The organism is Phormidium sp. CCY1219 (assembly GCF_055795085.1).
On the sequence record NZ_JAYFEQ010000472.1, the window covers coordinates 1 to 16,874 of the forward strand.

Genomic DNA, 16,874 nt, shown 5'->3' on the forward strand with positions numbered 1-16,874 from the left:
GCCTTTAGGGGCTGTGTTCCTTGCCCCGCTTACGCTTCGGGCATTTACCCTCCACTTTTGCGGGAACGAATCGCACCTGCTACCTTATTTTAACCATTCGATTCCAGGCAGTTGAGGGTTCGGCGTTGGCGGGTGGGGAGGTTGAAGGGGGAGGAATAAGGATGGAAAATCCCAGTGGATCGCCGATAAAGACGCTGAAGCGCGAGGGTCTTGTCCTGGAACCCAAAACGGAGTAAAATACGGGTTATCCTTATTTCACATCGCACCGAACTGGCGGAGGGGAGAGGGTTTTTGCGAAACGCTTGCCTGAAACTGGCTTTTTCCGATTGCAAGGGCATGTCCCGCCCGCTTTGGTTTTGCCTTCGCTGAATTGATGCTTTCCGTTCCTTCTTTCCTGGTCTTCCCCGTGGGTTCACCACCCCCGATTCACAATCGGCATTCTGGGGAAGGGGTAGGAGTCATGCAAGGGTCTGCGATCGGGGTTGGGGGAGATTTGAATCATGTAAATCTTTGATAAGTTTCCACCGCAGAAAGTGTTTTTCTCCCGGCAACTGTTCTACTGTGGCGAGAGAACCGTACTAGAGATTTACCACGCTTAATCTCATCAGTATGACCCCAGCCAATGGTCATGTCAAGCCCGGGTGTAGGAGGGACTGGAGACTCCGCCGATTCATCACCTCCGTAAAATTGCGGAAGTTTGATGGTCAACTGGCTGAAAAAGCGGTAGGATTTGACTGGTATGCATCAAAATCAAGCGTTCAATCGGAGGTGCTTCACATGAGTGAAATTACGCGAGAAGAAATGCGCGAAAGGCTGGGGAATATCGACCAGATTCGCGAGATTATTGTCGGCTCGCAGATGAGAGACTACAATCATCGACTGGAACAACTAGAATCCAATATGTCGATGGTGCAGCAGGAAATGCGCGATCGCCTGGATGAAGTGAAGGGACTGGCGGCGACCGAACTGCGCGGAGCCATAGAATCCCTAGAGAAGAAACTCAAGTCCCTCAATCTGAATACCCAAGAAGAACTGATGGACGTGCGCCAACAAATCGAGCGCACGAAAGTCAAGCTCTCCAAGACGATTGAATCGTTGGACGAGTCTTTGGACAACCAAACCAAATCTCTGCGGGAACAATTGATAGAAAACCGAGAAAGTTCTCAAGAAGATATTCATAATTTACGCGAACAGGTGTTTGAAGAAATCGATCGCCGATTTTCTAGCCTTAAAGAGGTTAAAGTGGCGCGAGACGATATGGCGGAAATTTTGTTTGAAATTGGCATGAGATTGAAAGGTACAGAATTTGCGCCGGAACTGCGGGAAGTGGCAGAAACGCAGATGTCAGCCGATTTGCTGTTACCCCAGCAACCCAATAATGATGGAGAAGACTAACTCACCTCTAGTGGGATGCACCAGGGAGAAAAAGTCACCAAAGTGTGAAGGAAGGGTAGAGGAAAACCCATCCGCATGACGAGGATACTGCTAGCAGGGAAGTAACAACCAAATTGAGCGGGGGACGCTGAATTGGGAAATGGGTTCCGAGAGGAATCTAAGGAAATTTGCATCAGGGTGTCTACTAGCAGTTTAATAACATTTGAAGGGGGCATCAAATGGATTTATCAAATGAAAGTACCGTTCAAGTTAATAATGAAAAAGAAGGGGTAGTTTCCGAACCAGTAAAGCAACCGCCTCGGAAAAGCACAGATCCGATCGAAGCGTTGCGGGAGCTGTTGGTGGATGCGATCGCCGCGCCGCCAGAGGGCGAAACCCAATCAAAAGCCGCCGAAAAATCTACGGAAAAAACCGACTTAGCCGCAGAAAAAAGCGAGTCGAAGCAACGGGGCGAAACCAGAGATTTATTCTGGGACAAAAGACTAGAAAAGCCCAAACATCATCTGGTCAATATCGACGGCGGTTGGAAAACCATCGCGGTGGAACACGAACGGCTGGAAGCTTCGGGGAAGCACTCCCCCAATTTTGTAGCCGAAGATAAGGCGGAGGATTTAGAGGGATTAAAGGAGGATGGTTCTGGGGAAAGGTTGAGAACCGATGGGATAGAGGACGAAAGCGAACCGACTTCGGAAGGAGGAACCGGGGATGATGTAAACTCGGCGATCGCCATCGGGAATTCTTCCCTTCCACGGGATGAAAAACGGGGGGAAACTTGCCCGAATCCAGAGTCGGAAGTGCGTTCCCCCACACCCAAAGAAGAGTCCCTAGAAACAATCGCGCAAGATAATCAGCAATTGCAGGAAGAGGCGGATACGGTACTGGCGGGATTCGAGCAATTAGCATCCCTGATTGTAGGAGAAGACAATCCGCAAGAAGAAGCAAGAGAAAAAACCGAACCCGCCACGGAGAATGCGGAATTATCCGAGGATCCGATGGAGAACTTGCAACACCTGTTGCTCGGTTCAAAAATCGCAGAAATCAATCAACTGAAAAATTTATTGAGCGAGTCGGATTTGCCCGGTTTGCGCGAACTGCTGGGAAAAATCGACCGAAACTTGCAAACGTTAGAACATCAAATTTACGAACCGCAAGAATTAATCGATTTACTCAAACCCTGGATAGCCGAAATTCTTAGCCGCAAAATTGCCGAGTCGAAAGATGAAGTATCCGAGGCGCTGGTACCGATTATCGATGAAGTGATTAAAAACCGATCGCGACAGGATAAAGGGGCAATGAGCGAAGCGATCGCCTCCGTACTTCCCACAGCGATCGCCCGTCAAATTACAGAATATCCCGAAGATGTGGCCAAAGCGATCGCGCCAGAAATGGCGATCGCCATAAAAGAGCAAATCCGACTCGATCGCAATGCCATCTCCCAAGTATTAGCCCCCGAAATGGGGCGCACCATTAAAGAACAAATTCGCCTGGAACGCGACGCAATGGTGGACGCACTCTACCCGGTCATTGGTAACACCATTTCCAAATACATGGTAGAAGTGATTAATTCCATCAACGAAAAAGTCTCCAATGCCTTAAGCATGGAAGGGGTGCAGCGCAAGATCCGCGCCAAAATGCAAGGGGTATCCGAAGCCGAACTCATCTTGCGCGATTCGGTGCCATTTGTCATTCAAGCCATCTTTTTAATTCACAAAGCCTCCGGATTAGTCATCGCCGAACAACAACAAATCGGCAGCTACCGACTGGAATCCGAAATGGTCGCCGGGATGCTCACGGCAATTCGCAGCTTTGTGAATGACTGCATCGTGCAACCGGGAGAAGTTTCCGAACTGAACGAAATCGAATATGGCGATTCAAAAATCATCCTCGAGGTGGGCGGATACTGTTATTTAGCCGTGGTGGTGAAAGGAGACCCGCCGCCGAAATTTATCAAAAAAATGCGGCAAACCGTCAGCACCCTAATCCTCGACTATGGCGAACCCATCGAGCAATTTGATGGCGATCCGGAGTCCGTACCATTGCCAATTCACCAGCTCATCGAGCGGTTGATGGAAATCGAGGGGGAAAAACCGAAGCCGAAACCTTATGCGCTGGTGGGAGTGACGGTACTGCTGCTGAGTTTAATTTGCATTCCGTTCGGAATATTTCAGTATCAAAATGCGGTGAACCGTAATATCAGTAAAAAAGTAGAGTTAGCGTTAAATTCAACCCCGGAACTCGCCATATATCCCCTCGATGTCAAAACCGAGGGAAACACCGTGACCCTAAGCGGGAAGCTACCCAACCGGGAAATGCGCGAAAAAGCCAGTGCTGTTATCTCAGAAGTGGTTCCTAACCGAAAGCTCGACAATCAAATTATCCCCGTGGAGGTGCCACCGGATCCGGTATTAGTCAGCGGAGAAGTGGAACGAGTGAATGCGCTGTTAAATCAAATGGACGGAGTTTCGATTTCGAGTGCCTATCGCAATCGAAAAGTCACCGTTACTGGAACGGTAATGGAGATGGAAGATGCGAATAAAATTACCCAAGCTTTCGAGAAGATTCCGGGAGTCAAATCGGTGGTGAATACAATAAAGCTCGATCCGCTAAACATTCGGACGCGGATCTATTTTGCGAGTGGTTCGGCTGAGTTAAATCCCGGGTATGAAGAGAGTTTGGGGTCTCTGCGGGAGTTTTTGCAACAATATCCCGAGAAAAAGATTCGCATCATCGGTCATAGCGATCGCACCGGCAAGGCAAAAGTGAATGAAAGACTCGCCTTAAAACGAGCGACAACGGTACGCGACGCCTTGGTGAAGCAAGGCGTCGATCCGAAGCGACTCGAAGCGATCGCGAATCCGAAGCCACCCAACGATGTAGAAGCTCATCAACCGCATTTGCTCGGTCGCGTCGTATTATTTGAACCTATCCCATCAGGGGAGGAAAGTCAATAACTATGGCTGCAATTTCTAAAAAAATGTGCATGATCGGGGATTTCGGGGTGGGAAAAACCAGCCTGATTCGCCGATTTATCGAACGAGAATTTAGCGACCAATATCTTTCGACAGTGGGGGTGAAAATTTCGCGAAAAACCGTTGAAGTGGAACGGGTTAACACCACGGAAATCGTGACAGTGCAGTTGCTAATTTGGGACTTAGAAGGGCATACCAAATTTAAAGCGATCGCCCCCTCCTACCTGCAAGGAGCCAGCGGGGCCTTAGTGGTTGCGGATCTCACCCGCCAGGAGACCCTAGAAAGACTCCCGGAACATATCAAACTATTTTCATCCGTGAATGCCAAAGGATCGGTCATTGTTGCTTTGAACAAATCCGATTTAGTGGAAGAAGACAAGATAGCCAAACTCAATGACTTATCGAAAGAGGTCATTGATAGCCTTCCCACCGCCAAAGAGCGCGTGTTGGCAACCTACAGCACCTCTGCCAAAACCGGGGTGCATGTGGATGAAATTTTCCACGAATTAGCCGCCCGAATGATTCGCTAAACCCGAGTGCGACTGAGCTAAGCCGTAGGTGGGTTAAGGGAGTTCGCGTCATCCGCGCCCGGGGAATTCGGGGTTTAAGATGGTAGGGTGGGCGTCAGCCCACCCTACTGCATTTAGATTAGAGCCGATCGCGCAGTGCTGTGTCAATCGTTGCCAAAAAGAGCAAACCGAACAGCCTTAAACTCAGGGATAAACACCGAATAAAAAAGGGACAAACGAGGATGAATTCACTCTTAAAAAAACTTTTAGCCCCCCGCCAGCTAGAGTACCTCGTGGTAGATTGCTCGTTAAATATTCTCGAGAAATCCGCCGGGGTGCATAGCTTTGGGGAAGTGCCCGAAAGCGTAGAAGTTGGAGCAGATGTGCGCCTGGGATTTCCCGAATTCATTGGCGTAGAAGAAACCTTTATTGACATTCTCGAAGGGAGACAAGAAAGCTTTAAAATAGAAGGCATCGATCGCAGCACGGATATCACGCATCCGTATTTTTTCGATTTTTGGGCGATCGCCGATGCAGAATCGGGAGAATTAGCCGATAAATTGTTCCTTTTCTTTGAAGAAGCCACCGAAAGAATGGAGCTGAGACAAACCCTAGTCCAGCGAGAAAACGAAGCCTATTTATTATTACACGAACTGAACCGTGCCAACGCTTATTTAGAAAAAATATTTCAATCCACTGCCGAAGCATTTTTAGTCTGCAATCCAGCCGGAATCATCCAACAAGTGAATGCGGCTGCCGTGAGTTTGTTCGACTATAAAAAATCCGAATTAATTGGAGAATCGATTCAAAAAATCATTCCCGATCGCGCCCGAGTTGCCGCCGAAGCCACTGGGGGAGAAACCGAAGAAACGAGCAGAGAAACCCCAGAAAAAGAGATAGAAGTAACGGTCACCACCAAAACCGGAAGCGAGATTATCGTAGCTTTTTCCAATGCCATCATTGACAGCGACATCGAAGCAGAAAGAGCCAGAGTGTATGTGGGCAGAGACATAACGCAACGGCAGCGCGATCGCGCGGCGATCGCGCAAATGAATGCCGAACTGACCCAGAGAGTGGAAGTGCAAACCCATCAACTGAAACAAACCATCCAACAATTAGAAACCGAAATTGCCGAACGGAAACAAACCGAAGCCGCCCTAAACAAAGAACGGAAATTTTTAAACGCATTGCTCGACAACCTGCAAGATAGCATCATTGCCTGTGATGCCCGAGGAATTCCCACCCTATTTAATCGAGCCACCCGAGACTTTCAAAGCACAGAAAACGCCCCAATTTCCAACGAAGGATGGGAGGAGAACCCGAATTGGTATTTGCCCGACGGCAAAACCGTGATGCCCAAGGAACAGAATCCCTTATATCGCGCCTTCGAGGGGCAGCACCTTCGCAACCAAGAACTGGTCATCGCCCCGAAAGGGGGCAAAAAGCGAATCTTGCAGGCAAGCGGGCAGCCGATCGTAGATGAGCGCGGCGAGAAACTCGGGGCAGTGGTCGCGATGCACGACATCACCGATCGCGTGCAAGCGGAACAAGCGGTGCAGAACATTGTTGCCGGAACCGCTTCCGTCACGGGAGAAGAATTTTTCCCCGTCTTAGTGCGGCACTTAGCCATTGCCTTAGAAGTGCCCTACGTGGTGGTCTCAGAAACCGTGGGCGAATCGGCAGATCGCTTGCGAACCCTGGCCCTGTGGCGGGGCGATCGCCTAGAAGAAAATAGCGAATATGGGTTAGAGGGAAGCCCTTGCCAGCAGGTTATCGCCGCCGGGAAACCCTATTACTTGCGCGATCGCCTCACTCAACAATTTCCCAACCTTACCCGACTGGAGAATTGGGGAGTGGAAGGCTACTTCGGCGTGCCCTTGTTCGATAGCGCCGAGCAGGTTATCGGCAATTTGATCGTCATGGACCGGCAGTCGTTGGAGCTAGAGGAGCGAGATCGCGACATTATCCGGGTTTTTGCGGCCCGCGCGGCTGCCGAACTGCAACGAAAATGGGCAGAAGACGCCTTGCGACGCGCCAACGACGACCTGGAAGTGAGAGTGAGCGATCGCACCGCCGAGCTCCAACAAGCCAACGCCTCCCTGCAAGCAGAAATTGCCCACCGACAACAGGCACAAGCCCAGATTGCCAAACGGGAACGGTTTCTTGCCGCCTTGGTGGAAGTGCAACGGCGCTTACTGGCGCATCACGGACTCGACATCGACTACGGGGAGATTCTCGCCCCCTTAACCGAAGCTGCCGGTGCGGATTGGATCGGCATATTCCAACCGGATGCAGAGGCGGCAGGTTCCCCACAGATGACACAGCATGCCCGGTGGTGTGGCGATCGCCCCTTGCCCTTGTCCCAGCCGCCCGAGTTGCCCAACCTGCCCGAGTCGGGGTTGTTTCCCCGCTGGCGGCACGAACTTCGCAACGGGGAAATTGTGGTCGGTATCCGGAGGGAATTTCCCCCCAGCGAACGGGAGTGTTTGCAAGCTCGGGGGATCGAGTCGATGTTAATTTTACCTTTGCTGGTGAGGGGGGAATTGTTTGGGGCGATCGCCTGGGCGAACTGCAGCCGCGATCGCCTGTGGGATGAGTTGGAAATCGATTTACTCCGCGCTGCCGCCACTGCGATCGCCGTAGACCGAGAACGCCTAGAAGCCGTGGCCTTGCAGCGAGAGCGCGAAACCCGCCTGAGAAAGCAGCATTCCGCGCTTTTGCAGCTAGCGCAAAGTGAGTGGGCGTACGGCGGTAATGTGAGAGAAACTTTGCGAGAAATGACTCACATAGCGGCAGAGACGTTAAATGTGGAGCGGGTCAGCGTTTGGCTGTATGACAGCGATCGCGCCAAACTCTGCTGCGCCGACTTGTACCAACACAGCAAGCAGCAACATTCCCAGGGCATGGAAATCGCCGTAGCCGACTATCCGAATTATTTCCGCGCCCTGGAACGCGAGCGCTTAATCGCCGCTGATGACGCCGAGGGAGATGCCCGCACCCGGGAACTGGCCTCCCCTTACTTTCGACAATTCGGCATCGTCTCCCTATTAGATGTGCCCATTCAACTGGGGGGACGGACCGTGGGGGTTATCTGTCACGAACAGGTGGGCGATCGCCGGGTCTGGAAACTGGAAGAGCAGAACTTTGCCAGTTATCTGGCGTATATGACTTCCCTGGCAATGGAATCGCGCGATCGGGCCGCCGCCGAGGCAGAACGACAGAAGTTCGTCGCCCTGGTAGAAAACAGCACCGACTTTATCGGCATGACCACCCTAGACGGATTGATGTTTTATATCAACCAAGCCGGTCGAGAATTGGTGGGACTCGACAGCGCCCCGGAGGTCCTCGCCACTCCCATCTCCCGTTTTCTCTCTCCCGAGACTTGGGTGCAATATCGCAATACGGTGATTCCCAGCGTGCGAAAAACCGGCCATTGGCAGGGAGAAACCCAACTGCGTCACCTGCAAAGCGATCGCCTCATCCACATGCAAACCAGCGTCTTTCTCGTGCGGCACCTCGACAGCGGCGAACCGATGTGTTTTGCCACGGTACAGCGCGACATCACCGAACGCAAACGCGCCGAAGCTGCATTGTTAGCCAGCGAGAACAAATATCGCTCCCTGGTAGACACCCTGAAAGAAGTGATTTTCCAAACCGACGATCGCGGCAATTGGAGCTTTCTCAATCCCGCCTGGACCCAAATCACCGGGTTTACCCCCGCAGAAAGCTTCGGGAAACATTATCTGGAGTTCGTCCATCCCGACGATCGCCCGGTGTGCGTCGAGAATTGTCAAGCAATGTTGGCGGGGTTGCAAGGGGATATCCGCGAGGAGGTTCGCTATTTAACCAAAAGCGGGGGCTACCGCTGGATGGAAGTGCAACGGCGCGCCATCTGGTCTGCCGATCGCACCTATTGCGGAATTTCCGGTACGATTCACGATATTAGCGATCGCAAGTCCATCGAGCAAGTGCGAGAACGGGAACGACAGCAGTTGCGCCAAATTATTACCAATGCCCCAGTGGCGATGGCAATGTTCGATCCCGAAATGCGCTATATCGCCCACAGCGAACGGTGGTTGCGGGATTATAATCTCGCGGATCGCTCTCTAATTGGGCGATCGCATTACGAAATTTTCCCCGATTTGTCGGAAGAGTATCAAGCGATGTTCCGGCGCGCCATGCAAGGGGAAGTCATTTCCAATCCCGAGGATAGATTCCAGTTATCCGATGGCACGATTTTATACTTAAACTGGACGATCCAACCTTGGTATAAAGCCGAAGGCAATGTGGGTGGCATCGCGATGGTTGCCCAGGTGATTAATGAATTAGTCGCCGCCAGAGAACAAGCCTTGCAAGCTTCGCGGATGAAATCTCAATTTCTCGCCAACATGAGTCACGAAATTCGTACCCCCATGAATGGCGTGATTGGCATGACTGATTTACTCTTACAAACCTCCCTCGACGAGCGACAACAAGAATTCGTTCGCACCCTGCGCGTCAGCGGCCAAAATCTCCTGATTCTGATTAACGATATCCTCGACTTTTCCAAACTCGAAGCCGGGGAAATGCGGTTGGAATCGGTGGAATTTGACTTAAATCGCTGTGTGGAAGAAGTGGTAGATTTGCTGGTTCACCAAGCCGAAAACAAGGGACTAGAACTGTTTGGCTTTGTGGAACATGACCTGCCGATTTTGCTCAAAGGCGACCCGACTCGCCTGCGTCAGGTATTGATGAATCTAACGGGAAATGCCCTCAAATTCACGGAAACGGGGGAAGTAGTGGTGCGCGCCGCACTGCACTCGCAAACCGATACCACTGCCACCATTTATGTGGAAGTCCGGGATACGGGCATTGGCATTGCTGCAGAAGACCGAGATAAATTGTTTCAGTCTTTTTCCCAACTGGATGCCTCCACCACTCGTCAGTATGGCGGCACCGGTTTGGGGTTAGCCATTTGCAAGCAGTTGGTGAGTTTGATGGGGGGAGAAATTGGAGTAGAAAGTACCTTGGGAGAAGGGTCGCAATTTTGGTTTACCGCAACCTTGGAAAAGCAGTTGAATGCTTGCGAGACGATGGCAGATTCGGCGAATGTGTTGACGGGGTTGCGAGTGTTGTTGTTTGACGATCGCAGCATCACTTCCGAGTCGATCTCCCGCTATTGCACCGCCTGGAAAATGCAGTGCGATCGCTATTCTACCGTGCAAGGGGCAATCTCCACTTTGCGAAATGCGGCGGAATGCGGTACGCCTTATCATTTCGCCCTGATCGATTTAGTCAATCCCGAATTGCAGGGGGAAATCCTGGTACAACTGATTCGTTTCGACCCCAGTTTATCCGCGACGAAGTGGATTGTCATGGTGTCGATCCAACAGCACGAAAAACTCAAACGCCTCCTAGAACAAGGGGCGACGGGGTATTTACTCAAACCGCTGAAAGTATCTCGCCTTTATGAAAGTTTGATAAATTCCGTTCACGGCGAGAGTTTGGCACAAATCCCTTCCCCCACCGGGAATCTCTCTTCCTTCCCACTCCCCGATCGCCCCCCCTCGGCGAAGGTATCGATTTTGTTAGTGGAAGATACCCCAATCAATCAAAAAGTCATTTTAAATCAATTGCAAGTTTTGGGATATAATGCCGATTGTGTCAGTCATGGGCGAGAGGCACTCGATCGCCTCGCCGAGAGGGACTACGATATCGTGCTGATGGATTGTTTGATGCCGGTGCTGGATGGTTATAAAGCCACTCAAACCCTGCGCGATCGCGAAGCTGAATCCCGCCATACCATTGTGATTGCCATGACGGCAAATGCCCTCAAAGGCGATCGAGAAAAGTGTTTGGCTACCGGCATGGATGATTATATCAGCAAACCGATTGAGTTGGATCGTTTGGCCGAACTTTTGCAGCGCTGGAGCGATCGCATCGTGGGGAAAAACGCCCCCACGGAGGAAAGCGATGGGCGGGAAGGAGATGGCGATCGCCCGATGGATGCGCCCGATCGCCCCGCCGCCCAATCCCCCGCCTCCGAGGATGAGGTGCCGGTGGATTTAAACCGACTGCATCATATTGCCCGAGGGGATACAGAATTTGCCCGGGAATTGCTAGAAACCTTCTACGAGGATGCGAGAGTTTATGTAGAAGAGATGAAAACCGCGATCGCTACCGAAAATTGCCAGATGCTCGCTCATCGCGCGCATCAACTCAAAGGGGCCAGTGCCACCGTGGCGATTCTGACCATGCCCGATCTCGCCAAGCAACTGGAACATCAGGGGAAAAACAATTGCCTCCACGGTGGGATGGAGTTGGTGCAGCAGCTAGAGGGCATTCTCCAGCGCCTACAGGCATTTTTGGCCGAGGAAAATCTCAGTTAATCCCTCTATTTTACCACAAAAATTCCCCGGGGTCTAGACGATCCCCCCTTTGGGAGTTTACGGCCTGCGTCCCATTCTAACTTAGCCGTTGCCGCATTGTTCTCCCTTGAATTTTTCCGAAAAAGTTCGGATAATGGAAAGGAAGCTTCAGGTCATTTTACCCCGGGATGGGTAGAATTCCCAAGCATATTTTAACCTCTCTGTTCTATCCTCGAACATGCTATGAATTCTCCGATCGCAAAAATTTTACTGCCACTGGATTTAGAATATCTGGTGGTCGATTGCCACTTTTCGATTCAAGAAACATCCTCGGGCGTGCAGCGGTTTGCCGATCGCCCGGAAGACATCGCCCCCGGAATAGACCTGCGCCAGGGTTTTCCCGAACTGATTGGCATCGAGTCCATTTTACATCAAGTGGCAAGGGGGGAAAAAAGTGCGTTTAAAATTAAAGGAATCGCCCGAGGTTCGGCAGAAAATCCTCGGTTGTATTTTGACCTTTCTGCCCTACAGTATCCCGGAAATACAGGGGAAGAAAGCAACCAATTGTTGATTGTCTGTGCACAGACCAGCGAAGCGATGCAACTCAAACAAGAGTTGTTACAAAGAGCCAACGAAGCCAATTTGTTGCTCAGTACCCTAGCCACTGCAAAATCTTATACCGATCGCATTATTACCTCAATGGGAGATGCGCTATTCGTCACCAATCGCGCCGGAACCATCAAAACCGTCAATCAAGCGGCGCAAGACTTATTCCAATATTCAGAATCCGAGTTAATCGGACAGCCGATTTCAGCGATAATCAAAGATGAAAATAGTGTAGAAAAAAGCCATCAGATGGGGAAGGAATTGGAAGCCGATGGGTGGCAAACTCTAGAAGGGATTTGTCGGACAAAAAGCGGAGAAGAGATTTTGGTTTCCTTTTCTCGTTCGGCAATTCAAACCGATTTGAAAGATTACCAAGATTTTGTGTATGTGGGGCGGGATATGACCGAACGTCAGCGCGCCACAGCGGAACTGGAACGGGCGCGTCGGGAAGCGGAACTCGCCTCCCAAGCCAAAAGTAATTTTTTGGCAAATATGAGCCACGAAATCCGCACGCCGATGAATGCGGTATTGGGAATGACCGGATTGTTATTAGAAACCCCTTTAACGCCGGAACAGCGCGACTTTGTAGAAACGATTCGTCTCAGTGGAGATGCCCTGCTCACGTTAATCAACGAAATATTAGATTTATCCAAACTCGAAGCAGGAGAAATGCAGCTAGAAGAGTTGCCCTTTGATTTAGCAAGCTGCGTGGAAGATGTGGTAGATTTGCTCGCGCCCCAGGCGCACGCAAAACAACTGGAAATTTCATCGTTTATCGAGAGAAATACACCAATTCATCTTATCGGAGATGCGGCGCGTTTGAGACAATTGCTGACCAATTTAATGGGGAATGCAATTAAATTTACTCCGGAAGGATATGTGACGGTGCAAGTGGAACTGTTGGAATCCTGTGACCCGGGTGCGACGATCGCCTTTTCGATTGTGGATACGGGAATCGGGATCGAACCGGAGAATCAAAAGAAACTGTTTCAACCGTTTTCCCAGGTGGATGCTTCCACCACGCGCCAGTATGGCGGAACGGGATTGGGACTGGCAATTTGCCGACAAATTGTGAATTTGATGCAAGGGGAAATCGGGGTGGAAAGTGAAGCGGGAAAAGGGTCGAAGTTTTGGTTTAAAATACCGTTTGGGCGGCAAAGGGAAGCGCCGGAAAGGGTTGCGCCGCCAGAGAGGTTAAAGGGGCGATCGCTGTTAGCAATTAGCGATCGCCCCCTGGTGCGCTTTTGTGTGCGCGATCGCGCCGAAGCATGGGGAATGCAGGTGGATGAAACCGAGAGTGCCACAGGGATACAATGGTTGCAAAAGCAACGAGAACGGGGCAAATTTTACCAGGTAGTGGCTATCGATTTGGGAACCGAGGCGATCGCGGCACTTGCCTTAGGGGAGATGATTCGATCGCACCGAGAGTTTGGGAATTTACCGTTAATTGCGATCGCCGCCACCAATCAGCGATCGAAAGTCAAAGAAGCATTAAAAATGGGGTTTGCCGATTATGTCATCAAACCGGTGAAACCCGCCCGATTTTTAGACACCCTTTCGCGGGTATTTGGCATCGAGAGTAAATCTAACCAGACCCTGGGCGATGGGCACCTTGACCTGCACTCTACCGCCGAGAAATTTCCGTTAAAACTGCTGGTGGTGGAAGATAATCTGGTGAATCAAAAAACCATTGTCAAACAGCTTGAATTATTGGGATATGGGGCAGAGGTAGTGAATCATGGGCAAGAGGCGATCGCGCGGTGGAAAACAAATGCCTACGATATCATTTTGATGGATTGTCAAATGCCGATTCTCGACGGGTATCAAACCACCCGAGAAATTCGCCGTTTGGAAGGGGGCGATCGGGCCTCAACCCCGGAACCACAGCGCCCCCATACCATTGTGATTGCCATGACGGCAAACGCCATGAAAGAAGACCGGGAGAAATGTTTGGCGGCGGGCATGGATGATTATCTCAGCAAACCCGTCCATCAAGAACAACTGCAGGCTATACTGGCCCAATGGGGCAGTAAGTTGAGCGAATCCCCGGCAGCAGCAACAGTCAACCCGCCCCCAATGGAGTCTGGAGAACGTCCATTCGATCTCGACCGTCTCGAGTTGATTTGTGCCGGGGATGCTGCCTTTAAGCAAGAAGTTCTCGAAACTTTTATTGCAGAAATCCAGGCGCATCTGGCCGCACTGCAAGCTGTGCCAGTAGAAGATTTTGCAACGGTCGAACAAGAAGCGCATTACATCAAGGGTGCTAGCGGCAATATTGGAGCCAAAAAACTTTATGGTTTGGCGGCGCTTTTAGAACGAGAAGCCAAACAAGGAAAAGGAGAAAATTCGGCTGCTTTATTGGCGCAATTAACTGAAGCTTTTCAATCCGTCGTGAGTTTTGTAGGTCAGGTGGTACAACGGGAATGAACTCTCTTTTCAACAAATTTTTAGCGGTACATGGCATCGAGCACCTGGTGTTGGATCGAAACTTAAAAATTCTCCAATTTTCTCCGGGAGTGGAACGCTTTGCCGATGCTCCCCATCAGGTGTGCGTGGGAGATGAGGTGAGTGTGGCCTTCCCGGAATTAATCGGCGTAGAAGCGTTGTTAATGGAGGTGCTGGAAGGACGAGAAGCCTGCTTTAAACTCCAATCCCTGGGACGATTTGGCGAGCCAAATTCTCCGGTTTATTTTGATATTTACATCATCGAAAAAAATGATGCTGATATCGGGGATAAATGCTTGATAGTCTTTTTTGAAGAAGTCACCGAGCGGATGGTGTTGGAACAAAAGCTCGTCCAGGCCACCAACGAAACGAATCTGTTACTGGCAGAATTATCTACCTCGAAGGCTTATATTGAGGAGATTATTACCTCGATTGCCGAGGCACTGATTGTGACCAATCAAGCGGGAACGATTAAGACGATTAATCACTCTACTGTTGAGTTATTTGAGTATAGCGAAGCCGAATTATTGAATCAGAATATTTCCCGGTTGACTTCGGCGGCAGAAGAGTTACGACAGGAAGCGAGTTTGAGAGAGTCGAAATCGCCGGAGAATAGCGTACCTCATGCCGAAGCGGTCTGCAAAACGAAAACCGACCGAAAAGTTTACGTGGCGTTTTCTTGTGCGGCGGTGCAAACTGAGGTGGAAAATGTGCTGGATTTTGTTTATATCGGGCGGGATATTACCGATAGAGTGCGCCAACAACAGCGTCAGCAAATTCAGTCAGCCACCACTGCGATTCTATCGGAATCGACGAGTTTTAAAGAAGCCGCCCCGCGATTGTTGCCGGCGCTTTGCGATCGCTTGAAATGCGATGTGGGGGAACTGTGGATGGTGAAAGCGCAAGAACAGCGATCGCCAACCCCATCGGTGGGCGAAGGGTCGGTGTCGGTGTGGGGGTTTGCAGACTCGGCGTTTCACCTGCACTGTATGGAATTGTGGCATAGCGAGGCGATCGCCAATCCGCGATTTATCCGCGCCACCACCCAGAGGAGTTTTTCTCGCGGCGAGGGATTAGCCGGTGAAGTGTGGGCGGATCGTGGCCCGAAGTGGATTCCAGAAATGGCCGATGAGGAGAGCTTTGCGCGGCGCGAGGTGGCGATGGCGGCGGGGTTACAAGGGGCGATCGCGGTTCCCATTTTAGGCGATCGCGATGACTTGAGCGTAGAAGCGGAAAATGAGCTGACCACGGAAGTGCTCGGCGCGATTGTCTTTTTCAGTGGCGATCGCTTACCCCTGGATGAGGATTTATTGCAAACCCTCGCCGAAATTGGCAGTCAAATCGGGCAATTTATCAAACGCAAACAAGCGGAAGCTGCCTTACAAGAAAGCGAAGAACGATATCGCGATTTATTTGAAAATGCCAGCGATTTGATTCAAAGCGTCGCCGCCGATGGTCGTTTTATTTACGTGAATCGGGCATGGCGCGAGACCCTCGGCTATACTCAAAAAGAAGTGTTTCGCCTCAAACTCGTCGATATCATTCATCCAGACTGCAAGAACGAGTGCCTGAAGCTGTTTCGGCGAATCATGTCCGGAGAAGATATCGAACAACTGACCACTCAGTTTATCACCAAAGAGGGAGAAAAAATCTGGGTCGAAGGTAGCATTCACTGTAAAATCGTCGAAGACAAACCGATTGCCACCCGCGCCATTTTGCGCGATATTACCGAACGCATCCAGGCGGAAGCTACCCTGCGCCAGCAACAGGCCAGAACCGAAAGCTTATTGCTCAATATATTGCCCGAAACTATCGCCGAACGCTTAAAAAAGACACCGGGAAGTATTGCCGAAAATTTCCCCGATGTGTCAGTTTTGTTTGCCGATATCGTTGGATTTACCCAAATTGCCTCTTATCTGTCGCCGATTGAATTGGTAGACTTGCTCAATCAAATTTTTTCTGCTTTCGATCGCCTCACCGAACAGCATGAATTGGAAAAAATTAAAACCATTGGCGATGCTTACATGGTGGTGTCCGGACTGCCCAAACGACGCCCGGATCACGCGGATGCGATCGCGGAAATGGCCTTGGAAATGCAAACCGCCCTCGCCCAATTTAACGCCGCCAATCACAAAAATTTCAGCATCCGGATCGGCATCCATAGCGGTTCGGTGGTTGCGGGGGTGATTGGCATCAAAAAGTTTATCTACGACTTGTGGGGGGATACGGTTAACGTGGCTTCTCGCATGGAATCCCACGGAATCGCCGGCCAAATTCAAGTCAGCGATGCCACCTATCAGCTTCTCAAGGACCGCTACAAGTTTGAAAAACGCGGTTCGATTTTAATCAAAGGCAAAGGCCAAATGAACACCTATTTTCTGGTGGGTCGAACTGAGGAAACCAAAATTCAGCAGTTATCCTCACCGGACAAAGAAGCTATGAAAAGCGTGCGCGAAGCGACTCAAAGTATGGTAGAAATGATTAACGAAAAACTCAGAGATTTGTAACTCTCGTGGCGCGCCAAACTAAAAGTAGAGACGCCTCCAGGCGTCTCTACTTTTATCGGATGGAGTTTATTTATTCACCACGGAGTGGCAATTTTG

General features: G+C 50.7%; 6 protein-coding genes. All 6 read left to right on the top strand.

Features of this window, described 5'->3' with window-relative positions; genetic code table 11:
• Positions 1-777 precede the first annotated feature (777 nt).
• The 6 genes from AC0QH1_RS11720 (at position 778) to AC0QH1_RS11745 (ending at position 16,778) form a co-directional block, all read left to right on the top strand.
• Complete coding sequence (locus tag AC0QH1_RS11720; RefSeq protein WP_324631294.1) at positions 778-1,395, top strand: hypothetical protein; 618 nt, start codon at positions 778-780, stop codon at positions 1,393-1,395.
• A gap of 218 nt (positions 1,396-1,613) precedes the next feature.
• Positions 1,614-4,346 (top strand): OmpA family protein, encoded by a 2,733-nt coding sequence (locus AC0QH1_RS11725; RefSeq protein ID WP_324631295.1) that lies wholly within the window; start codon positions 1,614-1,616, stop codon positions 4,344-4,346.
• Positions 4,347-4,348: 2 nt separating this feature from the next.
• Positions 4,349-4,894, top strand: a complete 546-nt coding sequence (locus AC0QH1_RS11730; protein ID WP_324631296.1) for a Rab family GTPase — start codon at positions 4,349-4,351, stop codon at positions 4,892-4,894.
• 221 nt (positions 4,895-5,115) lie between these two features.
• A complete protein-coding gene (locus AC0QH1_RS11735; RefSeq protein ID WP_324631297.1) occupies positions 5,116-11,241 on the top strand; it encodes a PAS domain S-box protein in 6,126 nt (2,041 codons plus the stop codon).
• Positions 11,242-11,463: 222 nt separating this feature from the next.
• Positions 11,464-14,253, top strand: coding sequence for a hybrid sensor histidine kinase/response regulator (locus tag AC0QH1_RS11740; protein WP_324631298.1), 2,790 nt, complete (start codon positions 11,464-11,466; stop codon positions 14,251-14,253).
• A complete protein-coding gene (locus tag AC0QH1_RS11745) occupies positions 14,250-16,778 on the top strand; it encodes an adenylate/guanylate cyclase domain-containing protein (protein WP_324631299.1) in 2,529 nt (842 codons plus the stop codon). The genes AC0QH1_RS11740 and AC0QH1_RS11745 overlap by 4 nt, the downstream gene beginning before the upstream one ends.
• The last annotated feature ends 96 nt before the right edge of the window (positions 16,779-16,874 follow it).